24 protein-coding genes are annotated in these 25,489 nt (G+C 69.4%); 12 read left to right on the top strand and 12 right to left on the bottom strand.

The window, feature by feature from the left end; all coding sequences use genetic code 11:
- Positions 1-43 precede the first annotated feature (43 nt).
- Genes AB0E69_RS32405 through AB0E69_RS32395 form a run of 3 tightly spaced genes read left to right on the top strand, consistent with a single transcriptional unit; the run spans position 44 to position 1,776 of the window.
- A complete protein-coding gene (locus AB0E69_RS32405) occupies positions 44-694 on the top strand; it encodes a GNAT family N-acetyltransferase (RefSeq protein WP_360154879.1) in 651 nt (216 codons plus the stop codon).
- Complete coding sequence (locus tag AB0E69_RS32400) at positions 691-1,083, top strand: DUF2784 domain-containing protein (protein WP_360154876.1); 393 nt, start codon at positions 691-693, stop codon at positions 1,081-1,083. The genes AB0E69_RS32405 and AB0E69_RS32400 overlap by 4 nt, the downstream gene beginning before the upstream one ends.
- A gap of 30 nt (positions 1,084-1,113) precedes the next feature.
- Positions 1,114-1,776: a permease prefix domain 1-containing protein gene (locus tag AB0E69_RS32395; RefSeq protein WP_360154873.1), complete on the top strand. Its 663-nt coding sequence runs from the start codon at positions 1,114-1,116 to the stop codon at positions 1,774-1,776.
- Here AB0E69_RS32395 and AB0E69_RS32390 read toward each other — a convergent pair.
- Complete coding sequence (locus AB0E69_RS32390; RefSeq protein WP_360154871.1) at positions 1,756-2,082, bottom strand: helix-turn-helix transcriptional regulator; 327 nt, start codon at positions 2,080-2,082, stop codon at positions 1,756-1,758. The genes AB0E69_RS32395 and AB0E69_RS32390 overlap by 21 nt on opposite strands.
- Before the next feature lie 75 nt (positions 2,083-2,157).
- Here AB0E69_RS32390 and AB0E69_RS32385 point away from each other — a divergent pair, with 75 nt between their 5' ends.
- Positions 2,158-4,299 (top strand): MMPL family transporter, encoded by a 2,142-nt coding sequence (locus AB0E69_RS32385; protein WP_360154868.1) that lies wholly within the window; start codon positions 2,158-2,160, stop codon positions 4,297-4,299.
- On the opposite strand, the gene AB0E69_RS32380 is transcribed toward AB0E69_RS32385, so the two are convergent.
- The 9 genes from AB0E69_RS32380 to AB0E69_RS32340 all read right to left on the bottom strand — a co-directional run bounded on the left by AB0E69_RS32380 (position 4,300) and on the right by AB0E69_RS32340 (position 14,536).
- Positions 4,300-4,650 carry a VOC family protein gene (locus tag AB0E69_RS32380; protein ID WP_360154865.1) on the bottom strand — a complete coding sequence of 117 codons (351 nt, stop codon included), beginning with the start codon at positions 4,648-4,650 and terminating at the stop codon, positions 4,300-4,302.
- Between the two features lie 79 nt (positions 4,651-4,729).
- A complete protein-coding gene (locus AB0E69_RS32375; RefSeq protein WP_360154862.1) occupies positions 4,730-5,854 on the bottom strand; it encodes an N-acetylmuramoyl-L-alanine amidase in 1,125 nt (374 codons plus the stop codon).
- Between the two features lie 46 nt (positions 5,855-5,900).
- On the bottom strand, positions 5,901-6,218 hold the full coding sequence (gene trxA, locus AB0E69_RS32370; protein ID WP_360155296.1) for a thioredoxin: 318 nt from the start codon (positions 6,216-6,218) through the stop codon (positions 5,901-5,903).
- Between the two features lie 45 nt (positions 6,219-6,263).
- The gene (gene trxB / locus AB0E69_RS32365; protein WP_360154859.1) at positions 6,264-7,244 is read right to left on the bottom strand and encodes a thioredoxin-disulfide reductase; all 981 of its coding nucleotides are present in this window, start codon (positions 7,242-7,244) and stop codon (positions 6,264-6,266) included.
- 96 nt (positions 7,245-7,340) lie between these two features.
- On the bottom strand, positions 7,341-8,099 hold the full coding sequence (locus tag AB0E69_RS32360; protein ID WP_360154856.1) for a zf-HC2 domain-containing protein: 759 nt from the start codon (positions 8,097-8,099) through the stop codon (positions 7,341-7,343).
- Between the two features lie 118 nt (positions 8,100-8,217).
- Complete coding sequence (gene sigM, locus AB0E69_RS32355; protein WP_360154853.1) at positions 8,218-8,901, bottom strand: RNA polymerase sigma factor SigM; 684 nt, start codon at positions 8,899-8,901, stop codon at positions 8,218-8,220.
- Positions 8,898-10,565: a protein kinase family protein gene (locus AB0E69_RS32350; RefSeq protein WP_360154850.1), complete on the bottom strand. Its 1,668-nt coding sequence runs from the start codon at positions 10,563-10,565 to the stop codon at positions 8,898-8,900. Before AB0E69_RS32350 ends, sigM begins: the two co-directional genes overlap by 4 nt.
- Positions 10,566-10,668: 103 nt before the next feature.
- Complete coding sequence (gene murJ, locus AB0E69_RS32345) at positions 10,669-12,315, bottom strand: murein biosynthesis integral membrane protein MurJ (RefSeq protein WP_360154847.1); 1,647 nt, start codon at positions 12,313-12,315, stop codon at positions 10,669-10,671.
- Complete coding sequence (locus tag AB0E69_RS32340; RefSeq protein WP_360154844.1) at positions 12,308-14,536, bottom strand: hypothetical protein; 2,229 nt, start codon at positions 14,534-14,536, stop codon at positions 12,308-12,310. Before AB0E69_RS32340 ends, murJ begins: the two co-directional genes overlap by 8 nt.
- Before the next feature lie 276 nt (positions 14,537-14,812).
- Between AB0E69_RS32340 and AB0E69_RS32335 the strand changes: the two genes are divergently transcribed.
- The 4 genes from AB0E69_RS32335 to AB0E69_RS32320 are packed head-to-tail and all read left to right on the top strand — an operon-like array spanning position 14,813 to position 18,788.
- Entirely contained in the window at positions 14,813-16,231 is a 1,419-nt protein-coding gene (locus AB0E69_RS32335) for a CCA tRNA nucleotidyltransferase (RefSeq protein WP_360155293.1), read from the top strand.
- Positions 16,232-16,268: 37 nt separating this feature from the next.
- Positions 16,269-16,868 (top strand): rhomboid family intramembrane serine protease, encoded by a 600-nt coding sequence (locus AB0E69_RS32330; protein ID WP_360154841.1) that lies wholly within the window; start codon positions 16,269-16,271, stop codon positions 16,866-16,868.
- 43 nt (positions 16,869-16,911) lie between these two features.
- Positions 16,912-17,550: a hypothetical protein gene (locus tag AB0E69_RS32325; RefSeq protein WP_360154838.1), complete on the top strand. Its 639-nt coding sequence runs from the start codon at positions 16,912-16,914 to the stop codon at positions 17,548-17,550.
- A complete protein-coding gene (locus tag AB0E69_RS32320) occupies positions 17,547-18,788 on the top strand; it encodes an amidase (RefSeq protein ID WP_360154835.1) in 1,242 nt (413 codons plus the stop codon). Before AB0E69_RS32325 ends, AB0E69_RS32320 begins: the two co-directional genes overlap by 4 nt.
- On the opposite strand, the gene AB0E69_RS32315 is transcribed toward AB0E69_RS32320, so the two are convergent.
- Complete coding sequence (locus AB0E69_RS32315) at positions 18,779-20,680, bottom strand: discoidin domain-containing protein (protein ID WP_360154832.1); 1,902 nt, start codon at positions 20,678-20,680, stop codon at positions 18,779-18,781. The two genes, AB0E69_RS32320 and AB0E69_RS32315, sit on opposite strands and share 10 nt — an antisense overlap.
- Before the next feature lie 112 nt (positions 20,681-20,792).
- Between AB0E69_RS32315 and AB0E69_RS32310 the strand changes: the two genes are divergently transcribed.
- Complete coding sequence (locus AB0E69_RS32310) at positions 20,793-21,839, top strand: LacI family DNA-binding transcriptional regulator (RefSeq protein ID WP_360154829.1); 1,047 nt, start codon at positions 20,793-20,795, stop codon at positions 21,837-21,839.
- Here AB0E69_RS32310 and AB0E69_RS32305 read toward each other — a convergent pair.
- A complete protein-coding gene (locus AB0E69_RS32305) occupies positions 21,794-22,213 on the bottom strand; it encodes an SRPBCC domain-containing protein (RefSeq protein ID WP_360154826.1) in 420 nt (139 codons plus the stop codon). The genes AB0E69_RS32310 and AB0E69_RS32305 overlap by 46 nt on opposite strands.
- Positions 22,214-22,340: 127 nt before the next feature.
- Here AB0E69_RS32305 and AB0E69_RS32300 point away from each other — a divergent pair, with 127 nt between their 5' ends.
- From AB0E69_RS32300 to AB0E69_RS32290, 3 genes are all read left to right on the top strand, one after another.
- Positions 22,341-23,207: a LysR family transcriptional regulator gene (locus AB0E69_RS32300; RefSeq protein WP_360154823.1), complete on the top strand. Its 867-nt coding sequence runs from the start codon at positions 22,341-22,343 to the stop codon at positions 23,205-23,207.
- 63 nt (positions 23,208-23,270) lie between these two features.
- Positions 23,271-24,725, top strand: a complete 1,455-nt coding sequence (locus tag AB0E69_RS32295) for a M81 family metallopeptidase (RefSeq protein WP_360154820.1) — start codon at positions 23,271-23,273, stop codon at positions 24,723-24,725.
- 77 nt (positions 24,726-24,802) lie between these two features.
- A complete protein-coding gene (locus AB0E69_RS32290) occupies positions 24,803-25,429 on the top strand; it encodes a histidine phosphatase family protein (protein WP_360154817.1) in 627 nt (208 codons plus the stop codon).
- Positions 25,430-25,489 lie beyond the last annotated feature (60 nt).

The following is a 25,489-nucleotide window of genomic DNA, read 5'->3' as shown; positions in this document are numbered from 1 at the left end:
CCGCCGTGACGAAGCTAACAGCCGCTCGGGACCGGATGCGCTGATGGCCAGACGGCTCGAACCGCTCACGCTCGCCAACCTCGACGAGCTGCCGACCTCGTGCCGTCACTGCGTGTTCTGGGAGCTCGACCCGGTCGCCGCCCGGCAGGCCGACCGCAACGGCGACACCGGCCTGGAGAAGGAGGCCTGGCTGTCCCAGGTCCTGCTCGACTGGGGTCCGGCGGGCGTCGTGCTGTACGTCGACGACGAGCCGGCCGGGTTCGCCGTCTACGCGCCCGCGTCGTACCTGCCCCGGATCCAGGCCTTCCCGACGGCACCGGTGAGCCCGGATGCCGTCGTACTGGCCACCGGGCGGATCCTCCCGCGGTACCTCGGTCTCGGGCTGGGCAAGGTCCTCGTCCAGGCCGTCGCGAAGGACGTGCTGAAGCGCGGGTTCCGGGCGGTCGAGGCGTTCGGGGACTCCCGCTGGGACGGGCCAGGCTGCGTCTGGCCGACCGACTTCCTCCGCGCCGTCGGCTTCGGTGTCGTCCGGGACCACCCGCGCAATCCGCGCCTCCGGCTCGATCTGCGGTCCGTGATCACCTGGCGCAGCGAGATGGAGGCGGCTGTCGAGCGGCTGATGGGCGCCATCCGCCCTGAGCACGCGCCGCCGGTCACCGTCCGGGACGCGCTGGATCGAAGCAGCCAGCCATGATCTGGCGCGCGCTGGCCGATCTGGTGATGATCGTGCACGGTGCGCTGCTGCTCTTCTTCCTCATCGGCGGGTTCCTCGCCTGGCGGTGGCCGAAGCTGATCTGGGTGCACCTGGCCATCGTGGTATGGAACCTGCTGATCGTCGTACTCGACTTCGGCTGCCCGGTGACCGCCTCCGAGAAGTACTTCCTCCGCCGCGGCGGTGAGACCGTCTACGAGGCCGGCTACATCCACCACTACCTGGAGGGCAAGCTCTGGCCGGAGGGCTCCACCCCGGTCGCGGAGAAGGTCGGCTTCGCCCTGGTCCTGATCGGGTACGCCGGATTCTTCGTCGCCCGGCGCCGCCGTCGGCGCAAGGTCAGGGGCCAGTCAGTGGGACCCCGGACGTAAGCGAACCCGGGCTTGTACATACTGGAAGGCGTGTCCAGCACCCGAGTCGAGCTGTACCCCGTCGACGTGTACCTGGCCGCACTGCGCAAGGCGCTCCGCGGGCCGCACCGACGCAAGGCCGACCTGCTGGCCGAGGCCCGCGACCATCTCACGGATGCGACCGAGGCTCTCGAGGCCGAAGGCCTGAGCCGGTACGACGCCGAGCTCGAAGCCGTCGCCGACTTCGGCGAGCTCGACGACGTGGTTCCTGGCTACCGCGCCGAGCTGGCCGTCAGCCAGGGCCGCCGGACGGCGATGCTGCTGCTGCTCGCGCTGATCATCCAGCCGATCGTCTGGGCGCAGGGCGTCTGGAGCTGGAACCAGGACGCCAGTGGCGAGACCGCGCTGAACGCGTTCCTGCAGGATTTCGTCCGCTCGGTCGGGATGGTGGTGATCGCCGGTGCGGTGCTGGCGGTGATCGCTGCCGGTGCCGGGATGCGCTACCCGGTGGTGCGGGACCACGTGGGCCGGGTGACCGGGCTGTTCGCGCTGACCGGCTCGATCCTGATCGGCCTGATCGGCATCCTGATGACGGTGTCCAACGGCCATCTGCCGAGCTTGCTCGACATCTCGGTCGCCGGCGGTTTCGTCGTCCTGCCGCTGTCCTTCGTCAGTCTCCAGGCCGCCAGGTGCCTACGTCTGGCCCGGGCGTAGCACGCCTTCCACCACGGCCCGGAACGTCACCCACTCCTTCTTGCCATCGGCAAGCATCTTCTGACCGGCACCGGTGAGCTGGTAGGTCCGGCGCTTCCGGCCGCCGACCGTGCTCCACTCGCTGGCCAAGTAGCCGGCTCGCTCCAGCCGCCGGAGCGCGGGGTAGAGCGTGCCGGTCGGTAGGTCGAGCTCGCCGCCGCTGCGCGCCAGCAACGCCTCCATGATCGCGTAGCCGTGCAGCGGCTCGGCCTCGACGACCGCCAGGATCATCGGGTCCAGGTGTCCACGCAGTGCGTCCGCTTTCATGTAGCCAGTCTACTCATGTCCCTGCTACTGTCGAGAGACAACATGTAGACGAGCTACTTATTGAGGGGGATTGCCATGACCGTCGACACTCCGGTCCGGCCGACCGGGAAGGACCGGCCCGGGCTGCTGCACCGGGTGTCCGGCTGGTCGATGCGGCACTCCGGTCTGGCACTGATGCTGTGGGTCGTGGTGCTGGCTGCGGTGACGACGGCGTCGCTGCTGGTCGGCAACGCGTACAAGAACGACAACTCGCTGCCGAACACGGACTCCCAGCGGGTCAGCGACTTGTTCCAGGCGCACCAGCCGCAGGGGGAGACGGCGTCCGTTCAGATCGTCGTCCGGGCCGACGCCGGTCTGGCCGCCGAACAGCAGCGGGTCGAGTCGATGCTCGCCGTCGTGCGGAAGCTTCCGCATGTCGCGTCGGTCGCGGATCCGTATGCCGGACCCGGGTCCATGTCGACAGATCGACGTACCGCTTACTCGACCGTGAGCCTGGATGCGTCCGTCGTGGATGTGCCGCTGGCGGACGTGCGCATGATCATCGACCGCGCACAGGACTTCGCCCGGCCTGGGTTCCAGGTCGAGGTGGGTGGAGACCTCGCGCGGTCGGCAGTCGAGAGCCCGGGCGGTATCGCCGAAGGCGCCGGGGTGTTCGCCGCGCTGGTGATCCTGGTGCTGCTGTTCGGATCGTTGCTAGCGGCAACACTTCCGTTGCTGACCGCGCTGTTCGCCGTCGGTAGTGCACTCGGCGTGCTGGTGCTGGCCTCGCACGTGTTCACGGTGCCGTCGTACACGGCGCCGGTGATGATGCTGGTCGGTCTCGGCGTCGGCGTGGACTATGCGCTGCTGATCTTCGCGCGCTACCGCCACGAGTTGCTGAAGGACGCGACCGACCGGGAAACGGCGACGATGCTCGCCCTGGACACCGCGGGAAGGTCGGTGCTGTTCGCCGGCTGTACGGTCGTGATCGCGCTGCTCGGCCTGCTGGCGCTGGGACTTGGGTCGCTGCAAGGGATCGCACTCGGTGTCACGCTGACGGTGCTGATGACCATGCTCGCTGCCGTGTCCTTGCTGCCGGCGCTGTTGACGCTGTTCGGGAAGCGGATCGAGCGGAGCGTGCGCAAGCACGCGGCGAAGCAGCGACGTACGCCGGGAGACGGCTGGCGCAAGCTGGCAGCGGCCGTCCAGCGGCGGCCGTGGGTACCGCTCGTGGTCGGGACCGTCGCGATGATCGCCTTGGCACTGCCGGCGCTCGACCTGCGACTCGGATTCGCGGACGCGGGGACCGATGACCCGGCGAAGACGAGCCGGAAGGCGTACGACCTGCTGGCCGACGGGTTCGGGCCCGGCTTCAATGGTCCGCTCGTCGTGGTGACCGAGGGCGGGCCGGCCGCGGCGCAGGAGCTCGGGAGGACGCTGGCCGCCGATCCGGGGATCGCGGCGGTGACGCCGGCTCAGCAGACTCCGGACGGGAAGCTCGCGACCGTACTGGCGTTCCCCAAGTCGGCGCCGCAGGACGCGGCGACGAGCGACCTCGTGCAGCGGCTGCGGGACGACACGTTGCCGAAGCTCGGGTCGGAGACGCAGGCGACGCACCTCGTCGGCGGTGCGACAGCGGCGGCCGATGACTTCTCGTCCGCGGTGAGCAACCGGCTGCCGATCTTCGTGCTGGTCGTGGTCGGGCTGTCGGCGCTGCTCCTGCTGGCGGTGTTCCGGTCGATCCTGATCCCGTTGAAGGCGGCGGTGCTCAACCTGCTCAGCATCGGTGCTTCGCTGGGCGTGATCACGCTGGTGTTCCAGCACGGCTGGTTCGGCGCGCAGCCGGGGCCGATCGAGGCGTTCGTGCCGGTGATGATCTTCGCGATCGTGTTCGGGCTGTCGATGGACTACGAGGTGTTCCTGGTGTCGCGGATCCACGAGGAGTGGCGCCGGACCAAGGACGCCCGCGAGGCGGTCCGCGAAGGGCTCGCTACGACAGGCAGCGTGATCACCGCGGCGGCCGCGATCATGATCGTGGTCTTCGGCGCGTTCCTGCTCAGCCCGGACCGGATGCTGCAGCAGTTCGGCCTCGGGCTCGCCACCGCGGTGCTGCTCGACGCCCTGCTGATCCGCTGCATCATCGTGCCCGCTGTGATGCGCCTCTTCGGCAACCACGCGTGGTGGTTGCCGCGAGGCCTCGGCCGGATCCTCCCGAAGATCGCCCTCGAGAAGGAGTGATCACTGCGTGGCGGCCACGCCGATCTTGTGACCCTGCGCGTCGGCGAACACACCGAAGCTCGTGCCGGGTACCTGCTGGGCCGGCTGAACGATGCGCCCGCCGAGCTGCTCCGCTCGCTCGAGCGTGGCCGCCACGTCCGTCACGGCGACGAAGAACAGCACCTCGTCCTCGGTGCTCTGCCGCGGGCCGATCGCGACGTACGGTCCGTCCGGGGTACCGGTGTCGATGAACGTGTAGCCCGGGAACTCGCCCTCGGACGCGACCTTCCACCCGAACAGGTCCGCGAAGAACTCCCGGGTTTTGTCGGGATCCGCCGATCGGATCTCGGTATGGACGACTGGGTGTGCCATGAGCCCCTCCTGAATGATGCCCGGCGTGATCGCCGGGTTCATTCAGCTGACGAACGGCTCACCGCGAAATCGACGACGCTCAGACCGTCAGCTGACCGAAGCGGAGCATGCCGGTGGCGGCGTCCTGGTCCGGCGGGAGGTAGACGCGCTGGATCGCGACCACGATCGCCTCCGCGATCACGTCGCGGAAGGCCGGGTCGGCGAGCCGGGCGGAGTCGTGCGGGTTGGTCACGTACCCGATCTCGAGGCGCACTGCGGGCATCTTCGTCCGGCGCAGCAGGTCCCACGTCTTGGCGTGGGTCCGGCAGTCGAGCAGGTCGGTGCGCGCGACGATCTCGCGCTGCACCAGGCCGGCGAACTGCTCGCCCACGCTGGACGAGGCGCCGTGTAGATCGTTGCCGTAGAAGTACGTCGCGACGCCCTGCGCCTCGGGGTTCATCGACCCGTCGGTGTGCAGGGAGACGCAGAGGTTCGCGTCGGTCTCGTTGGCGAACGCCGCCCGGGCCAGCTCGTCCGGACCCTGGTCGCGGCCGCGGGACAGGTACGCACGGACGCCGGTCGCGCCGAGGCGGCCCTCGATCCGGGCGGCAAGGTCGTACGCGATGTCGGACTCGCGCAGGCCGTAGCCCTCCCAGCCGTAGTCGAAGCCGCCGTGGCCTGCGTCGATGACCACGGTCTTGCCGGACAAGCGCGGTCCGGCGGCACGCACCGCCTCGCGCGCCCGCAGCGCGTCCGGGCGACCACCGGTCGCCATCGGACGGATCCGCTGCAGCGCCTTGAACGTCGACGGGCCGCAGGTGCCGTCGGCAGGGAGACCCATGTTGCGCTGGAACTCGGTCACCGCGCGCTGGGTGTCCGCGGCGAAGATCCCGTCGATCCGGGCGACCGCGAAGCCGAGCTCCTGGAGCTTGGCCTGCAGGGCGAGGACGTCGTCACCGGTCAGCGGGTGCGTCGGGACGTACGTCAGCAGTCGGTCGCCCAGCCGCCAGCGGGCGTCGTCGATCGCCCGGTACGTCTGCGGCCCGACGATCCCGTCGATCATCAGCCCGCGTTGCTGCTGGAACCCCCGGACGGCGTGCGCGGTCGCTTCGTCGTAGACGTCGTGACCGCCGGCCAGCAGGCCGAGCCGCTGGAGCTTGCCGACGATCTCGGCGACCGCCTCACCGCTGTCGCCGAGCTGGTACACGCCGTGCGGGGCTTCCATAGGTACTGCTCCTTGCCGTGGCGGAAGGGTGGTCCTGTTTCAGTGCTCAGCCGGTGAAGTCGGCCAGCTCCCGCAGCAGCGCCGCCTTCGGCTTGGCACCGACGATGGACTTGGCCAGCTCACCGTTCACATAGACGTTGATGGTAGGGATACCCGTCACCCTGTAGTTGCTCGGGGTGACCGGGTTCTCGTCCACGTTCATCTTCAGGAAGGTCAGCTTGTCGCTGTGCTCCTGCGACAGCTCTTCCAGGATCGGCGATACCTGGCGGCACGGTCCACACCACTCGGCCCAGAAGTCCACCAGAACCGGCTTGTCGCTCTTCAGCACGGTCTGGTCGAACTCGGCGTCGGTGACAGCGTTCATGTTCTCGCCCACGGGCGTATCTCCTTCAGTGAGGGGTGTGAGGGTTCAGACGGTGACGGGCTCGGCGGCGGCCGCGGCGGTCGCCGCGTCCTCCAGGCCGGCCAGGTAACGCTCGGCGTCCAGCGCGGCGGCACAGCCGGTGCCGGCGGCGGTGACCGCCTGCCGGTAGGTGTGGTCCACCAGGTCGCCGGCCGCGAACACGCCGGTCAGGTTGGTCTCGGTGCTGCCCTGCTTGACCAGGACGTAGCCTTCCTCGTCCAGGTCGACCTGGCCCTTGACCAGCTCCGAGCGCGGGTCGTGCCCGATCGCGATGAACAGGCCGGTGGCCGGTACCTCGCGGGTCTCGCCGGTGGTGGTGTCGCGCAGCGTCAGGTGGGTCAGCTTCTGGTCGCCGTGGATCTTCTCGACCTCGGAGTTCCACTGGAACTCGATCTTCTCGTTCGCGTGCGCGCGGTCGGCCATGATCTTCGAGGCCCGCAGCTCGCCGCGGCGGTGCACCAGATGCACCTTCTTGGCGAACTTGGTCAGGAAGGTGGCCTCCTCGACGGCGGAGTCGCCGCCGCCGACGACCGCGATCTCGTGGTCGCGGAAGAAGAAGCCGTCACAAGTCGCGCACCAGGAGACGCCGTGGCCGGACAGCCGGGCCTCGTCGTCCAGGCCGAGCTTGCGGTACCCGGAGCCCATCGCCAGGATCACGGCCTTCGCGCGGTGCTCGGTGCCCGCCGAGTCGGTGACCACCTTGATGTCACCGGTCAGGTCCACCTTGATGACGTCGTCGGCGACCAGTTCGGCGCCGAAGCGCTCGGCCTGGGTACGCATCTCGTCCATCAGCGCCGGGCCCATGATGCCCTGCGAGAACCCGGGGAAGTTCTCCACCTCGGTGGTGTTCATCAGCGCGCCACCGGCGGTCACGGAACCCTCGAAAACCAACGGCTCGAGCGCTGCCCGCGCGGCGTACACGGCAGCCGTGTACCCGGCCGGGCCGGAGCCGACGATGATGACGTTGCGAACTGTGGAGTCGCTCATGCAGGCGTTCCTCGGGGAGTCGAGATTGATACGTCGTACTCAACGGATCCTAGAGGTCGAGCATTCCCACGGTACCCAGGCCACACGCCTGCCCGTTCAGCGGTTGCGGAGCGTCACCGAGGTGTCGTAGAACGAGCTCGCCACGCCGTTGTCGCTACATCCCGTGACCGCGAAAAGCTGGATGTCCCGCGGTGATCCGCCCTGGACGCCGATCAGCGTGGCCCGGGTGCCGTCGACCTTCACCGGCTGGACCAGCCGGAGGCTCGGGTTCGGCCGGCCGGCCGCGAACTGCCGGGCGCAGGAGATCTCCGCCGCCGAGCCGTTCAGGATCGGGGTCGGGGTGTGCTCGAGCCACTGCTGCGCCTGCGGGCCGATGTCCTTCGTGCTCATCGTCACCACGCCGGCCGGTGGGCTGGTCTGGGTCGTGCTGGCCGCGCCCTCACCGGCCTGGTCCCGGGTGGCGACCACGATGCCGACGCCGACGGCAGCGACCAGTACGACGGCGGCCGCGGCGCCGAGCAGCTTCGGCAGGTACCGGCGCGGCTCGTCGCGGAGCTGGGCCAGCGAGTGCACGCCGACCGTCGAAGCACGCAGTACCGACTCGGAGACGATCACCGCGTCCAGGTGCTCGGCGACGTCGGCCGGCATCGGGATGTCCGCGCGACCCTCCTCCGCGAGGTCCTCGGACAGCTGGAGCAGGGCGTCGTACGTCTGCTGGCAGTCCGGGCACGCCTTCACGTGCTCGCGCGCGCGATGCGCCTCGGCGGCGGGCAGCAGGTTCTCGATCAGGTCGGCGATGGTGTCCGTGTCCAGGTGCTCGAGGTGCTCGCTGGTCGGCAGACCGGATTCGGTCATCGGGGGCTCGCCTCCCCACCTGGGATACGCGGCAGCGTGGTCATATTGGTGCTCCGGTCGAAGACATAGTCAATCGGGCCGCCAGAGGCAGGCGACCTCGCTTCGACGGCGGGTGCGCTCATTCGGTTCCCACTGGTTCGGTCGGCGATTTTTCCTGCCAGTGGCGGAGCAGGGGGAGCAGTTTGGCGCGGCCGCGGGCGCAGCGGGACTTGACCGTGCCGGGGGCGCAGTCGAGGATCCCGGCGGCCTCCTCGATCGAATAGCCCTCCATGTCGACCAGGACCAGCGCGGCCCGCTGGTCCTCGTTGATCTGCTTGAGCGCGTTCAGTACGTCGAGGCGGCGCTCGCGGACCTCGGCCGGGTCGTCCTCGGTCGGTCCGGCCAGCTCGGCGGCGCGGTCCTCGTCCTCGGGCAGCGGGTCGGCGGCCCGGACCTGGCGGCGGCGGATCCGGTCCAGGCAGGCGTTCACCACGATCCGGTGCAGCCAGGTGGTCACCTTCGCGTCACCGCGGAACGAGTCGGCCCGCCGGAACGCCGAGATGAACGCCTCCTGCAGCGCGTCCGCGGCCTCCTCGGGTTCGCCGAGCGTGCGGATCGCGACCGCCCACATCCGGTCCCGGTGCCGGCGGACCAGGAAGCCGAACGAGTCCGGGTTGCCGGCCACGTGCATCCGGAGCAGCTCATGGTCGTCCAGCTGGTCGTAGCTCACCGGACCCGCATGCTGATCCACCGGGTCGGCGGTGCCGATCCGGGGCACGTCCGGCTGGGGCGGGGGGTTGCCCGAGTCCACGTGAGCCGTCATTTCTGGATTGTGACCTCCGAGATGATGCCCCGGAAACCGCCGTCGGCCTTCGGCAGCTTGGTCAGGTACACCAGGACGTACTGCGTCTCGGTCGGCGACTGCGGTTTGAGGGTCACCGTACCCTCCGGCTGGTCCGCCTTGGTGTCCACGGCCACCCAGCCGTCGATCGACGGCGGGGACTTGGTGGTGTCACCCTTCGGGACCATCAGCTGCACGCTCGTGTCGTCACCCTGCAGGGCGACCGCGACGGACGAGATCGGGGTCTTCGCGCCGAGGTTGTAGACGATGCCCACGCCCGGCTTGGTGCCACCCAGGTTCGGCTTGTTGTGGTAGGTCTGCGTCTCCCACGTCGTGCTCGCCTTGCCGTCGTACGTGTTCGGTACGTCGCCGCTGTGCTCCTCGCCGTTGCCGCCGTCGGCCTTCGGGTCGAAGTCCTGGGCGCTGGAGATCTGCGCCTTGCCACCGGTCGTCGTCGGCGTGCTGCTGCTCGTCTGCGGCGGGCCGCTGGTCTTCGTCCCGTTGTCGCCGCTGCCCTGGTCGTTGTTCATCGCGCCCTTGAGCAGGAACTGCGCCATCGCGACCACCGACAGCAGCGCGAGGATCGCGAGCAGGATCAGGATCCGCCCACCCCAGCCGCCCTTCGGCTTCGGCTCGTCGGCGCGGCGCCGGCTGCCCCCACCGTTCGACGGCGGTGGCGTCTGGCGCCGGACCGGCCGGGTCTCGGCAGCGGTCTGGTACGCCGGCTGCGGCGGACGGTACCCGTTCGGCTCGCTGTCGTACTGCGACGTCGGGTCGAGGGCCGGCGGCGGGGACGGGGGCACCACCTGGGTGGCGTCGTCGATGCTGCCGTTCTGCCGGGCGACCTGGACGGTCTCGTCCATCTGGTTCGGCGGCTCGTGCGAGCTGCCGACCACTCCGGACAGGGCCGCGGACAGGCCGGCGGCGCTGGTGATCGGGGGAGCGTGGTGCCGCGGCGGGTCGCTCAGCAGGCGGTCGCAGATGTCGTCCAGCGAACGCGGTACGCCGGCGCGCACCTGACGCGGGCTCAGCAGCCGGCCGTGCTCGACCGGTGCGGGCTGGAGACCCCACGCGGGAGCCGGACCGGGCCAGCGACCGGTCAGCGACGAGAACAGGAGCTCACCGAGCGCATAGACGTCCTGCTCCGGGGAGCCGGCGCCGAACGACCGCAGCGCGGCCTCGGTGGCGACGCCGACGACCTTGATCGCGCCCGCGTCCGTGACCACCACGGTCGCCGGGCTGATCGCACCGTGCGCGTAGCCGGTCCGGTGCAGGTTCTCGAGGGCTTCGGAGACCTCACGGGCGAGCCAGCCGGCCTGCTGGCCGGTCAGTGGTCCGGCGCTGAGCATGCGCTCGAGCGGACGGCCTCCGGCCCACTCGCGGACGCAGTACGTCACGCCGTCGTGCATGTCGCAGTCGAGCACCCGGAGGAACCGCGGGTCGGTCGCTGCGGCCGCCCGGCGGGCGGCGTCGAAGAGCAGGTTGGTGCGGGGGTCGCCGACCGGCAGCACATCCACCACGACGGCCCGGCTGAGCACCTCGTCGACGGCTCGCCACACGCGCGCGCCGTCGATCTCCGCAAGCAGCTCGGCGATCCGGTACCGCCCGGCCAGGAGCGCACCAGGACTCACGGTCTGGTTCGACACGGTGTCTCTCGCCCTCCTAGATGCCCACGCGGCCTGATCGCAGCCCCCATGCTAGTGCCCCCGTGTCTTGCTGACTGGTGCACGAGCGCACAAGCGGACCGGTTCAGCGCCGGATCGGCAGCTTCGATGTGACCATGGACACCACGTCGTTGACCTCGTGAATACGCAGTACCCGGGCCACCGCGGCGTACACCGGCAGCATGACCGCCCCGGCGATCGCCAGTTCGACGATCGAACCGACCGGACCGGACCAGGTGACGACCTGTCCGATCACCCAGAGCACCGCGCGTCCGATGCCCGCGCCGACCACCGCGGCGATCACCATCGCGAGCAGCGGCAGCCCGATGCCGGAGCCCGAGACCCGCCGCACCCTGCGCCGCAGCACCGGCCGGGAGATCAGTACGGCGACCAGGTAGGCCAGCGCGTACGCCGCGCCCAGGACGACACCGCTGAACCGCAGGTGCTCCGCGTCGAGCAGCACGCGGACCCCGATCACCGCGGCGGCGATGTTCGTGGCCGCGATCGCACACTGCAGGAAGAAGGGCGTCCGGGTGTCCTCGAACGCGTAGAAGGTGCGCAGCTGGAAATACTGCACGGTGAACGGGACGATGCCCAGCGCCAGCGTCATCAGCGTGTACGACATCAGCGTCAGGTTGTTCTTGCCCGAGCCGTACCCCGCGATGACCGTCACGATCGGATGCGCGAACGCGATCATCGCGGCCGCGGCCGGTACCACGATCGCCAGCGTCTGCCGGATCGAGCGCGCGGACAGCCGGCTCACCTCGGCCAGATCGCCCTCGGCCGCCAGCGACGACATCTGCGGCAGCGCGGCGGTCGCGAGCGACACCGTGACGATGCCGTGCGGCACCAGGATGATCAGCATCGCGGTGCTGTACGCGAACAGACCCGCCTTCGCGCCTGGGTCGTTCGAGGCACTACCGGCGATGGCGAGCTGGGTGACCACGACCAGCGTCACCTGGTTCACCGCGACGAACAGCACGGTCCAAAGGCCCAATCGGGCAGTATGACCTAGTCCAGTACCGCGGAGGCCGAACTTCACCCGGTAGCTGTGCCCGCTGGCCTTCAGGTACGGCAGCAGCACCAGCAGCTGGACGGCGATGCCCACCGTGTGCCCGAGCCCGAGCAGCAGCTCCTCACCGTGGCCGTACGTCGGAGGCGTGTCACCGACCCGGTACACGAACAGGAAGACGACGATCGACGCGCAGGCGACGATGTTGTTCGCGATCGGCGCCCACATCATCGGACCGAACCGGCGCCGCGCGTTCAGCACCTGCCCGACGAGCACGAACGCGCCGTAGAAGAAGATCTGCGGCAGGCAGAGCCGGACGAACATCACCATGTTCGCCTTCTCGGTCACCCGGGACGGGTCGTGCAGCTCCTTCGGCAGGTACAGCTCGGCGATCGCCGGCGCGAGCAGCACGCAGCCGACGGTGACGACGGCCAGGACGACGAAGCCGAAGGTGAGCACCCGGTTGGTGAAGTCCTGGCCGCCGTCGTCGTGGTTCTTGATCGCGCGGACCAGCTGCGGGACCAGCACGGTGTTGAACACGCCGCCGGCCAGCAGGATGTAGAGGCTGTTCGGGATGGTGTTCGCGGCGGTGAAGATGTCGCCGCGCAGCGCGGTACCGATGGCGGCCGCGAGCAGGGCGATCCGGACGAATCCGAGCAGGCGGGACAGCACCGTTCCGGCTGCCATCACCGCCGCGGAGCGCAGGGTGCGGTCAGCCATCCTTCGAACCGACTCCTTCTTTCAGGACGGTGTTCTCAGTGTCGTCCGGGCGGGGTGACTCCGGAGCGGTCGCTTCGGGTACGTCGATGGGCTCGGGGTGCAGCGCGTCCGCGGCCGGCGGCGCCGGGTTGCGGCGCTCGGTACGGATCCGGCGGTAGATGCGGACGAACGACGTACCGAACAGCAGCGCGCAGGCGGCCCCGACCAGGATCCAGCCGACGCTGCCGTACTGGCTGGCCTGGATCAGCAGCTCCTGGGACTTGCCGACCGGCTGGCCGGCCGCGGTGACGACCTGGGCGTTGGCGCGGATCAGGCCGTTCTGCTCGGCGCTCGCGTTGATCCGCGGGGTCCATTTCTGCCTCGGGCCGAGCACGACACTCTGCGGCGACTTGATCTTCAGGTCGGACCGGTTCGCCGTGGAGACCAGGATGCCGACCCGGATCGACCACTCGGTGTCGTTGGTGATGGTCAGCGGGAACGTGCCCTTGCTGCCGGCCAGGTTGACCTTGATCTCCTTGCGGAGGCCGCGGTCGACGCTGGCGTTGACCAGGTGCACCTTGCCGAGCTGCTGGTTCGCCGAGCCGAGCTCGATCGCGGCGAAGCGCCGTGCCTCGTCCTGATATCCGGTCCAGCTGGTCGACGCCGACCGGAGCAACGCCTGGGACATGACCTCGGGCAGCGCGGTCTCGTCGACCAGCAGGCCCTGCATGGTCGTGGTTGCCTCTTGCAGGTGCTTGATGTCGTCGACCTGGCCGCCGGTCATGACACCGTTCGTCGTGTCCGCGGAGGGTGCCTTCGTTGCCTTCGGCCTGGGGTTGTCGGCGACAACGCTCGCGACGTCGGTCGGCTTGACCCAGGGGAGGGCCAGGCTGCCGGCCAGTGCGGCCGTCGCTGTGCTCGCTGTGCCGTCGGTGTCCCAGCTGCGCGGCGGCAGCACGACGACCGACGCGGGGCCCTTGCCGCTCGCGGCGATCAGCGCGGTCTCCGCTGCGAAGCGCTGGCGGATCTGCAGCGGGTTGAGGGCGCTGTCCGGGTCCGGGCCACCGCTGGTCAGTGCGGAGTCGGCGATGACCGTCCGCACGATGTGGTCGGGTCCCTCCGGGGCCAGAACGTTGTACACCGGGGTCGTGGTGAGAGTGGGGGCGGTTCCTGCCGCCCACGAGGAGCTGCTGACCAGGTTCAGGTCGTGCTCGGTCGCGCCGGGGAAGCCGCCGGACGCGGGAGCGAGGTACTTGCTGGCGGCGGCGCCGCCCTCGAGCCACAGCCCGTTGGTGAACCCTGGCGCCAATTCGCCGCCGGTCCGTTCGGTCTTGGTGCGGGCCTGGTCGACGAGCTTCTGCAGCGGGTTGCCCGCGTCCAGCAGCCCGGCCACGTCCGGGTCGCCGTACGGCAGCAGGACCACCTGGTTGCCCCGCGCCTGGCTGGCTGCGAACTCCTTCAGCCAGGCCGCACCGACGGCCTGCCCGGCGCCCTGGGTGGTCTGGCCGCCCTGGCCGACGATGACGTAGCCCTTCGCCAGCTGGGTGATCTCGTCGAGCATCGCTGGGTCGACCAGCCAGGTGACCTTGCGCTGCTTGCCGAGGGCGAGGAGCCGTCCGAGCGAGCCGTCCGGAGCCAGGTCCTTGGCCAGGGAGTCGTTGGCGAAGTTCCGTCCGCCGAGCTGGGTGGGCCGGTGCCGCAGCGGGATCACCAGGGCGGTGTTCACCGTGCGGGTCAGTGCCTCCTTGCCGATGACGGGCATGAGGGTGCGGGTGCGGCCGGCCGTGGCCCGCTCGCCGTTCTCCGGCTTGCCGCGGAACGTGACGCCGACGACGTACACACCGGTGGTGTCGGTGATCTTCCACTCCGGCCAGGGCACGGTCAGGGTGAACGAGATCGAGGCCTTCGGCGCGAGCGGCTGGTCGAACTGCTCGAAGGTCTGGGTTTCCGCGTTGACCATGTTCGTGCAGCTGTCCCGGTCCTTCATCGGGATGTTCTGCTCGGCGGAGATCGCGCCCAGCGCGGCCGTACTGGCCAGGCGGGTCCGATCGATACACGCCAGCGCCTGCGGGTCGTCGAAGGTGACCGAGCTGGTGTTCGTGACCCGGCCCTTGATCGTCACCGGCCGGCCGGGCGTTGCCGCCACCGGGCTGAACGAGTCGATGGTGACCTGGACGACCGCGTCGTCGACCGGCGCCGCGTCGGCCGGGGTGCCGAAAACCGCTGCCGTAGCAACGATCAACGCCCCCGCACCTACTGCCGCGGAGAGCCTTAGAGGGTGGCTTGGGGTTCTGCGCCTACTGCGCGGCACTCGGCGGGCACCTCGGCGCACTGGAGGGGAGGGCACGATGCTCCGCATCGAACCCTCCCCTCCAGCACGCCGAGGCACTCCGCCGAGCACCTGCTCGCGACGGCGCAGAACCCCAAGCCACCCTCTCAGTCGCCGTCTGAACACGCCGTCACCGTAACCTAGTTCTCCGTGTCACCTTTTGCCGACCAGTCAGCGCCTGCCGGATCGTTGTCCGCCGTCCAGCGGCGGGCTGTCCAGGCGTTGCTGCAACTAGCACCGGTGGTCGACGAGCTGGGCTCCCGGTTCGCCACCGCCGGGCACGAGATCGCGCTGGTCGGCGGACCCGTCCGGGACATTCTGCTCGGTCGCGGGAGCAAGGACCTGGACTTCACCACGTCAGCGCACCCGGACGTGATCGAGCGGCTGGTGGCCGGCTGGGCGGACCACGTCTGGGACATCGGCAAGGCGTTCGGCACCATCGGCTGTCGCAAGGGTGAGTGGATCCTGGAGATCACGACGTACAGGTCGGAGACCTACGATCCCACGTCGCGCAAGCCCGAGGTGGCCTACGGCGACAGCCTCGAGGGCGACCTGGCCCGCCGGGACTTCGCGATGAACGCGATGGCGGTCCGGCTGCCGTCGCGGCAGTTCGTCGACCCGTACGGCGGGATGGAGGACGTCGCCCGGCAGCGGATCCGCACACCGGGTACTCCGGAGGACTCGTTCAGTGACGACCCGCTGCGGATGATGCGGGCGGCGCGGTTCGCGGCGCAGCTCGGGTTCACGCCGGACCCGGCCGTGGTGACGGCGATGACCGCGATGGCGGAGCGGATCACGATCGTGTCCGCCGAGCGGGTCCGGGACGAGCTGGAGAAGCTGATCACCGCCGACCACCCGCGGATCGGGCTCGACCTGCTGGTGTCCACCGGCCTGGCCGAGCACGTGCTGCCGGAGCTGCCGGCGCTCTCCCTGGAGCGGGACGAGCACCATCGGCACAAGGATGTGTACCAGCACTCACTCACCGTCCTCGACCAGGCGATCGACCTCGAGTCGCGTCTGTCTGTTCCGACGCCGGACTTCGTCGTTCGGTTCGCCGCACTGATCCACGACATCGGGAAACCGCGGACCCGGAAGTTCGAGGACGGCGGCAAGGTGACCTTCCACCACCACGACGTGGTCGGGGCGAAGCTGGCGCGGAAGCGGATGAAGGCGCTGCGGTTCAGCAACGAGCAGATCGACCAGGTCAGCAAGCTGATCGAGCTCCACCTGCGCTTCCACGGGTACGGCGAGGGCGAGTGGACGGACTCCGCCGTACGGCGCTATGTCCGCGACGCCGGCGACCAGCTGGAGCGCTTGCACGTCCTCACCCGGGCCGACTGCACGACGCGCAACCGGCGCAAGGCCGAGGCGCTGAAGGCGGCGTACGACGACCTCGAGGCGCGCATCGAGCGGCTGAAGGAGCAGGAGGAGCTGGACGCCCTCCGCCCCGACCTGGACGGGAACCAGATCATGGAGATCCTCGGTATCCCGCCGGGCCGCGAGGTCGGCCAGGCGTACAAGTTCCTGATGGAACTCCGCCTCGACCAGGGCCCGCTGGGCGAGGACGAGGCCCGCGCCAAGCTCCTGGAGTGGTGGTCCGCCCGCTGACCTGCCGGTGCTCCGTGCGACGCCTAGAGTCGCGGCCGTGACCCGCACCGACCCGTCGAACCAGTTCGCCGCGCTCACCACCGGACCACGTCGGCCGTTGCTGACCGTCGGGGTGTTCGTGGTGACGCTCGCCTGTGGCGTCGCCCAGCTCGTGCACCGGCCGTTGTACGACCTCGTGGTGCGGGACGCGGCGCGGATCGACGCAGGTGAGTGGTACCGCCTGATCACCGGCATGTTCTTCCAGGACGGCTGGGCGGCCGGCCTGGTCGTCAACCTGGTCTGGCTGGCGGCGGTCGGCATCCTGGCTGAGCGCGTGTTCGGCCGGGTGCGCTGGCTGGTCCTGTACTTCGGCTGTGGGCTCTTCGGGCAGTTCATGAGCTACCTCTGGCTGAACCCGGTCGGTGCGGGCAACTCGATGTGCAGCGCCGGACTGCTCGGTGCGCTGAGCGTGGTCGTGCTGGTGGCCGCCCGGCGGTACGGCGTCGTGTTTCCGTCGAATCTGCGGATGTCGGCGCTCGTCGTGCCGGTGCTGGCCGTGGTCGGCACGCTGCTCCATGACAACCACGGACTGCCCTGCCTGCTGGGGATGGCCCTCGGCTTCCTGTTGCTACCGGCTCCCGCGGCCGCCACGCGGTAGTAGCAAGTCAGGCCGATCGAGCCTGCTGGCCTACGCTCGCGCTGTGGACGTTGTGTGGAGCGTTATCGGGTGGGGCGGGTCCGCAGTGGTTGTGGTCTCGTTGCTGCAGACCCGGATCTTGCGGCTGCGACTGCTGAACCTGGTCGGCTGTGTAGTGCTGGTCGCGTTCAACGCGGTGATCGGCGTCTGGCCGATGGTCGGGATGAACGCGGTGCTTGCCGTGATCAACCTGGTGCACCTGTGGCGGCTGCTGCGGCACCGGCACGACGAGACGGAGTACCAGGTCCTGCAGGTCACGGAGTCCGACTCGTACCTCGGCTACGTCCTGCAGCGGCATGCGAAGGACATCGCCCGCTTCAACCCGGGCTTTACCCCTGGCACCAGCCCGTACGCATTCCTCGTCCAGCACGGCGACCGCACCGTCGGCGTCGTTCTGGCCCATGACGCCGGCGCCGGTCGTGCCCAGATCGACCTCGACTATGTGGTCCCGAAGTACCGCGACTTCACCCCCGGCGAGTTCGTCTACCGCCGCAGCGACGTCTTCACTACGCAGGGCTTCACCCAGGTCCTCGCGCCGCCGCGCATGCAGGACGCGACGCCGTACCTCGCCAGCCTGGGCTTCCACCGTGAGGGCGAACATATCGTCCTCAACCTCCAGGACCGTGATCTGATGAGTGGGTGAGCTCGCTCGAGGAGATTGCTGCTGGGGTACGCGCCGGGTCGCTGGATCCGGTGGAGCTGGTCGAGGATGCGCTGAGGCGGGCGTCCGACGCGGCTGAGCTCAACGCTGTCGTCTATCTGGACGTGGAGGGTGCGCGCAAGGCAGCCGCGACCCACGACCGGACTGGTGCGCTCGCCGGCGTGCCTGTGCTGGTCAAGGAGCTGATCGAGGTCGAGGGGCTGCCGTACCGGTGCGGGTCTGCCTCGATGGACGAGGTCGGCCGGCGGGACGCGGAGGTGGTACGGCGGTTGCGCGCCGCCGGGGCGATCGTGGTGGGGCTGTCGCACACGCACGAGTTCGCTTACGGATGCACAGGGGTGTCCAACCGCGTTGGCGCGTGCCGGAACCCGCATGACCTGTCGCGGATGACAGGTGGGTCCAGCTCGGGGTCAGCTGCTGCAGTGGCGGCGGGTGTGGTCCCACTCGCCATCGGTACAGACACTGCGGGCTCGGTGCGCATCCCGGCCGCGCTGTGCGGGGTCGTCGGCTTCAAGCCGTCGTACAACACGATCCCGGCGGACGGGGTGTTCCCACTGTCGCAGTCGCTGGACCACGTCGGCGTCCTGACCCGCACAGCAGCCGACGCCACCTACGCGCTAGCCGCCCTCGCCGACCTGTCGCCCCTGGACGTAGGCACACCCCGGCTGGGCTTCGTGGCCAATCCGGAGTACCTGCAACTCAGTCCTGGGGTACTCAGTGCGTGGTCTGCGGCGGTGGAAAGATTCGGCGGTGTCGAAGTGCAGCTGCCTGACTGGTCCCACGGCTTCACCACAGCAGCCAACCTCCAAGGTCCTGAAGCCGTGGCGAATCATTTGGCGCGTTCCCAGGACCGGTATCAGCCAGACGTACAGCAGCGGCTCCGTGAGGCAGCGCAGGTGCAGTCGGCGGAGTACGAGCGGGCCCGTGAAGACGCAGTGCTGATCACGCGTGAGCTGGACGCCCTGCTGGAGCAGGTGGACGCTGTGCTCACCCCGACCGTCCTCACGACGGCACCGCTGATCTCAGAAGCAGACACCGCAGACGGCGGTCTCGCGGTGCGCAAGCGGTTGCTCACCAACACCCGCCTGGCGAACCTGACCCGGCACGCCGCGATCAGCTTGCCGCTACCGACGGACGGCCTCCCCGTCGGCCTGCAGGTGATTGCTGCAAGCAACGAGAAGGCCGCCGCGGTCGCGTGCTGGCTGGAGGCTCAGCGGTAGAGCCTCAGGTCCGCCAGCGTCCACCAGTTGCCCGCAGTACCTGTATTGGTGATCCGCAGGTACCGCGCGTACGTCGGCCGAACGTTGATCGTGTCCAGCTGGCTGGTCGTCGTACCGGATGCCACGGTCCGCCAGTTCGTCCCGTCGTTGCTCACAGCAACCTCCCGGCCATGCGCGAAGTCGCCGAGGTTGCCACCGCGGTCCAGCGCGACCTGCCGGAACGTCTGCGCCTTCCCCAGATCGACCTGCACCCACTGACCCGGTGCCTGTCCAGCCTTGCTCTGCCACACGGTCGATCCGTCGGCGTCGATCGCCAGCCCGGCATCCGCCGCGTTGGCCGAGGCGGTCGCCGTCGCACCGTCCAGCGACACCGGCTGCGGTACGTCGGCCGACACCCGGTCCCAGGTGAAGGTCCCGATCGACCCACCCGGCAGCTCGTAGTTGAATGTCTTGTCCCCGAGCGCGACCGCGAAGCTCCGCGGGTCGTCGTTCTCGTTGTGGACAACGAGCGCGGTGGAGCCGTCGGGGTTGCGGAAGGCGGCCGACATCAGCTGCCCGTTCCACCCCGTCGTCCCGTACGACGTGCTGCCGATCCGCACCGCGCCCGGCTTCACGAACTTCGACAGGTGGCCGATCGTGTAGTACTCCGCGTCGGTCGTGACCGTGCCGTCCGGTTGCAGCGTGACCAGACCGGTGCACGTGTCGCAGCCGCCGAGGTGCGGGCCGCCGGTGGAGTCGAGCGCGATGTTCCAGTTGACGACCGACTTGGCCCAGTTGCGCGTCGTGCCGAGCATCAGTGTCCGGGCGTGCCAGGTGAGCGTGCCGCGGAAGATCTGCGGAGGTGTGTCGGTCGGCCCGTGCGAGCCGGAGCACTCAGTGAACCAGATGCCCTTCGACGGGAACGCCTTGTGCAGGTCGGTCTGCTTCGAGGGGTCACCGGAGTAGCAGTGGTACGCCGTACCCGCGATCCACTTGGCCGCCGGCGACTGCAGCAGCTTGTAGGGGTAGTCGGTCTCCGGGTCCTCACCAGGCGGGGTGGAGGCGACGTCGCCGGGGTGCGTGGTCCAGTTATGGTCGTAACCGAGGATCTGGGTGCGCGGGCTGGCCTTCTGCAGCAGTGGACCCAGGGCGGTGATCACTGACGCTTCCTGCCGCACCGGTACGTCGGTGCCGGGGTACGCGCTCGGCTTGCGGTTCTGCGGCTCGTTCTGAATGGACAGGTAGTCGACCGGTACGCCGGCGCGGGTGTAGGCCTGGACGAACTTCACCAGGTAGCGCGCGTAGGCGTCGTACACCTTGGGGTCGTCCTTGAGCCGGCCGCCGACCAGCGAGTCGCCCGTCTTCATCCATGCGGGCGGGCTCCACGGTGTCGCCATCACCTTGAGCGCCGGGTTGAGCTGCTTGGCCCGGCGCAGCAGCGGCAGCACCTGCTGCTGGTCGTGGGCGATGCTGAAGTGCTGCAGCCCGAAGTCGGTCTGGCCGGCCGGTACGTCGTCGTACGTGTAGTGCTCGGTCGCCGCGGTGAAGTCGGACGAGCCGACCGGCTGGCGGAGGAAGCTCACGCCGATGCCCTGCTCCGGGTCGAACAGCGAACGCATCGTCCGGTCCCGGTCGGCCGGGCTGAGCCGGTACAGCACCGCCGCCGACGAGTCGGTGATCGAGGCGCCGAAGCCGTCCATGGTCTGGTACGTCGTCCGCGGGTCGACCGTGATCGTGGTCCGGTCGCTCGCTCCGCGCTGGAACGCGACCGGCGCCCGCTGGTGCAGGAGCTCGGTGCGGTCGGGCGTGGTGACCCAGACCTTGACCTCGGTCGACGGGGGATGAGCTTGAGCGGGACCGGTAAGAGACGCCGCCGCGAGAGCCAGGGCGACGCCGAAAGCTGGTGTTCTCATCGCACTCCTCGGGATGAAACAAACGGCCACAGGAAACGCTCGTGGTCGACCACTGTCAAGGGGTCGGAGCGGTGCTCTAGAGTGCTGAGCGTGAAACAAGGGGATGTAACAAATGCCAGGCCGTAGAGCGACGATGCGCGACGTCGCGGCGGCCGCTGGGGTCTCCCTGGCCACGGTGTCCCGCGTGCTCAACCAGTCGGGCCTCGTCACGCCCGAGACGCGCCGACTGGTCGAGGCCGCCCTCGAAGAGCTCGACGTCCGGCCGCCGGTGCCCCGCGGCGGTACGGCGAAGCCGGTCGACGGCGCTGTCTACGTGCGCTGCCCGTACGTCCTCACCGACTACTTCGGGCTGATCGTGTCGTCGATCGTGGAGACATTGGACCGGCACGGCCGGCAGGTGATCCTCAACGCGGGCGAGGCGGCCGCCCACGACAGGGTGCTGTCGCGGCTGCCGGCGCAGCAGGAGGTCGGTGGAGCCATCCTGATCCTGCCGCCGGAGCCTGCCGAGGAGCTGGTCCGGCTGAGCTCGCGGCGATACCCGTTCGTCGTCGTCGACCCGCGGACCACACTGCCACGGGACATCCCGTCTGTGTCGGCCGCACACCACTCCGGCGCCCGTCAGCTCACTGCTCACCTCACGGCGCTCGGCCACCGGCGCATCGGCGTCATCGCCGGACCCCGTGAGTGGCTGGCAGCCGACGCTCGACTGTCTGGTCACAAAGCCGCGCTCGCCGACGCCGGCATCCTCCCGGACCCCGCACTGGTCCGCCACGACCAACCGACCACGACCCACGGCTACCGGGCGGCCAGTGAACTCTTAGACCTCGACCTGCGCCCCACAGCCCTGGTCGCCTTCAACGACAAGGCCGCCGTCGGCGCCCTGCAAGCCGCGGCCGAGCGTGGCCTCTCCGTCCCCGGAGACGTCTCCATCGCCGGCTTCGACGACCTCGACCTGAGCCGGGCAACCACACCGCCCCTGACGACAGTCCGCCAGCCCCTGCAGGAAATGGGCCGGATGGCAGTCAGCCTCCTGATCCGCCTCCTCGACCGCCACGAACTGGAAGCCCTCCACGTCGAACTCGCCACCGAGCTGATCGTCCGCGGCTCAACCGCTCACTTCGCAGGGAGCATCTCGAGCGGTGACTGCGGGAGCAGTTGACCGGTCTCGACCAGGGTCTTCAGGTTCGCGAGCAGCGCGGGCCAGACACCGGCGACAATGTCGCAGACGTTCTGATCGGCCAGCTTCTGGTGCGTCATCGTGAGCCGGACGATGTCCTGGTGCTGTTCGAGGTCGAAGGCGAGCTGCGACGGCACGTCGGTCGGGAACGTCAGCACCAGCCGCTTCGGCGGATCGCTCTCGAGCACGGTCCCGGATCCGTTCGCGCCGTGCTGCCAGGTCGAACCCACCTGCCAGTCGGACTCGTTCCGCTCCCACCACTGCGCCGTGACGTCGGCGTCGGTCAGCGCGTGCCAGACGGTATCGGCGTCGCTGCGCAGGTAGGTCACGTAGGAACAGGTCAGATTCTCACTCATGCTGCATCTCCTCTGGTGGTTTGTCCCTAGCCTGTGGGCGTGCGGTGACGCGGTCCAATGCCAAATTCCGCGGGAATCCATCAAGAAAGTTGATGCGTTCGGGGGGTGGGCGGGCTACCGTCGGCGGATGCTGGACATCACCCGGTTGCGCGTCATCGACGCCGTCGCGCGGCACGGCTCGGTTACCGCGGCAGCCAAGGAGCTGCACTACTCACAGCCGTCGGTCAGTCATCACCTGGCCCGGCTCGAGACCGAGGCCGGCGCCCAACTGCTGCAGAAGGTCGGCCGCGGCATCCGGCTGACCCTGACCGGCCAGCTGCTGGCCGACCGGGCCGCCGAGATCCTCGGCCGGATCGACGCCGCCGAGGCCGAGGTCTCCGCCCATGTGGGCCTGACCGCCGGCCGGGTGCGGATGGCCGGTTTCTCGTCGGCGATCGGTTCCTTGATCCCGGCCGCGGTGGCCGCGCTGGCCACCCGCCACCCAGGGCTGGAGATCAGCCTGATCGACACCCACCCGATCGAGGCGATGCAGCTGCTCCGGGCCGGGAAGATCGATCTCGCAGTCATCTTCCGCTACGAGGAGACCGAACCCGAGCCGGCCGGGGTCCGCCTGCACTACCTGCTCGACGACCCGCTGTACCTCCTGTCGACCGTCCCGGCCGAAACGCTGTCCGACTTCCGCGACTCGACCTGGATCGCCGGGTGCGATCGTTGCCGCAGCCACCTGGTGGCGCAGTGCGCGGAGGAGGGCTTCGAGCCGCGGATCGCCTATGCGTCCGACGACATGGTTGTGATGCAGGCACTGGTCGCTGCCGGACTCGGCGTTACGACCATCCCAGGCCTGGCTCTGCGGGCGCATCGGGCCGACGGCGTCCTCGTGCACGAGCTGCCGCAGTCGCCGCGGCGGATCTACGCGGTGACGTACGGCGACCCGCCCGACCCGCCCGCCACCGCGGCGCTGCTCGCGGCCCTCACCGAGGCTGCATCCGGCTAGCTGCTGTCCAGATTTCGCGACCGGGCAGTGCGCGAAAGGGTTCGGTTGTGGCAGGTTCTAGGCATGAACCTTCGGATTGGGATCGCCGGGATCGCGATCGAATCGAGTACGTTCTCGCCGCACCGGGCCGGGCTGGCGGACTTCGACGTACGGCGTGGGGACCACCTGCTGGAGCGGTACGAATTCCTCGGCAAGGACTGGGCGCAGGGGATCGAGTGGGTGCCGCTCCTGCACGCGCGGTCGCTGCCCGGTGGTGCGGTCCTGCCGGAGGTGTACGACGACCTGTCCGCCGAGATCATCACGCGGCTGACCGACGCCGGGCCGCTGGACGGGTTCTTCTTCGACATCCACGGTGCCATGAGCGTCGTCGGGCGGGAGGACGCGGAGGCGGATCTCGCGACCCGGATCCGCGACGTGCTCGGTCCCGACGTACTGATGTCCGCGTCGATGGACCTGCACGGGAACGTGTCGCGTGAGCTGGGAACTGCCGTCGACCTGATCACCTGCTACCGGATGGCGCCGCACGAGGACGCGCTCGAGAGCCGGGAGCGGGCCCTGCGTACCCTGGTCGAGCGGCTGCGGTCCGGGGCCGGCAAACCGGGGAAGGCGTGGATCCAGGTGCCGGTGCTGCTGCCGGGGGAGAAGACGTCGACGCGGCTCGAGCCCGCGAAGTCGATCTACCAGCGGGTGGCGGAGATCGCCGACGAGGACGGCGTACTGGATGCGGCGGTGTGGGTCGGGTACGCGTGGGCCGACGAGCCGCGCTGCCGCGCCGCTGTCGTCGTGACCGGAGACGATCAGGCGCTGATCACCGCACGGGCTGCGGAGCTCGCTCAGCTGTACTGGGCGGCGCGGGACGACTTCGCCTTCGTGGCGCCGACCGGGACGTTGCAGGAGTGCGTGGACGCCGGTCTGGCGAGTACGGCGAGACCCTTCCTGATCAGCGATTCTGGCGACAACCCGACGGCCGGGGGCGCCGACGACACGTCGTGGACGCTCGGCCAACTGCTCGAGGTCGAAGAGCTCACCTCCGGCAAGGCCACGGCCATCCACGCGAGCATCTTCGACGCCGAAGCCGTCGCCGCCTGTGTCGCCGCCGGCGTCGGCAACCCGGTCCAGGTCGCAGCCGGCGGCAAGATCGACTCCGGCCCAGCCGGCCCGGTGGAGCTGTCCGGCACGGTCTTCTCGATCGCAGAAGACCCGGTGGGCGGCACGACCGCGGTGGTCCAGGTCGGAGGCCTGCACTCCATCCTCACCAGCCGCCGCAAGCCGTACCACCACCTCGCGGACTTCACGCTGCTGGACCTGGACCCCACGTCGATGGACCTGGTGCTGGTCAAGATCGGCTACCTCGAGCCCGAGCTCTACGACCTAGCCGCCGACTGGCTCCTGGCCCTGACCCCCGGCGGCGTAGACCAGGACCTCCTCCGCCTCTACTACCACAGCGTCATCCGCCCCCTCTACCCCTTCGACCCCAACATGCCCGACCCGGACCTCACCCCAGAGTTGCTTCCGTAGACGCAGCTGCCGTCGGCGAGGTTCATGTTGCCGACGGCACCTTTTCCGTCGAGCTGGAACCCTTGCCCAGGACAATCATGAGAACCCTGTACCTCGTCACGCACCCCGAGGCCCAGCACCACGTCGACGACGTCGTTGGAGGCTGGCACGACTCGGCCCTGACCGAGCGTGGACGTCAGCAGGCCGAACGCATCGCCGACGTGCTGGCGGACAGGATCGGACCGCAACCGGTCGAGATCTACTCCTCGGACCTCCGCCGAACCACCGAAACAGCCGAGCGCATCGCGCGGAGGTTCAACGTCGAGGTCCGGACCGACCCACGCCTCCGCGAACGATCCAACGGCGACGCCGACGGCCGCCCGCAATCCTGGCTGGCCGAACGCCGCATCCCACTCCCCGAGTCCGGCGATCGCCTGGCCCATCACGACGGTCCAGCCAACGCCGAAACCCGGCTCCAACTGGTCGAACGTCTCTACCCAGCCCTCGCCGACATCCTCACCCAACCGTCCGAGAACCAGATAGTCGTCTCCCACGGCTCCGCTTCGAGCTACTTGATCCTCGCCTGGCTGGGCATGCCCATGAGGTCGACGGACCTGGGGTTCTTCCCGCTGACGTCCGGCAGCATCACAACCCTCCACCACAACGACACCCACCACAGCCACCAGGTCCTCTCCCTGAACGAGACCCAACACCTCTCCAGTTGACTGAATGTGGAGGGGCTCGGTGCGTGGGGCAACTAACCGTGGGCGTGACCGGGGGTGCGG

Origin of the sequence: Kribbella sp. NPDC026611, assembly GCF_040638345.1 — a bacterium.
Classification (GTDB): domain Bacteria; phylum Actinomycetota; class Actinomycetes; order Propionibacteriales; family Kribbellaceae; genus Kribbella.
This window is presented reverse-complemented; position numbering and strand designations above follow the sequence as displayed.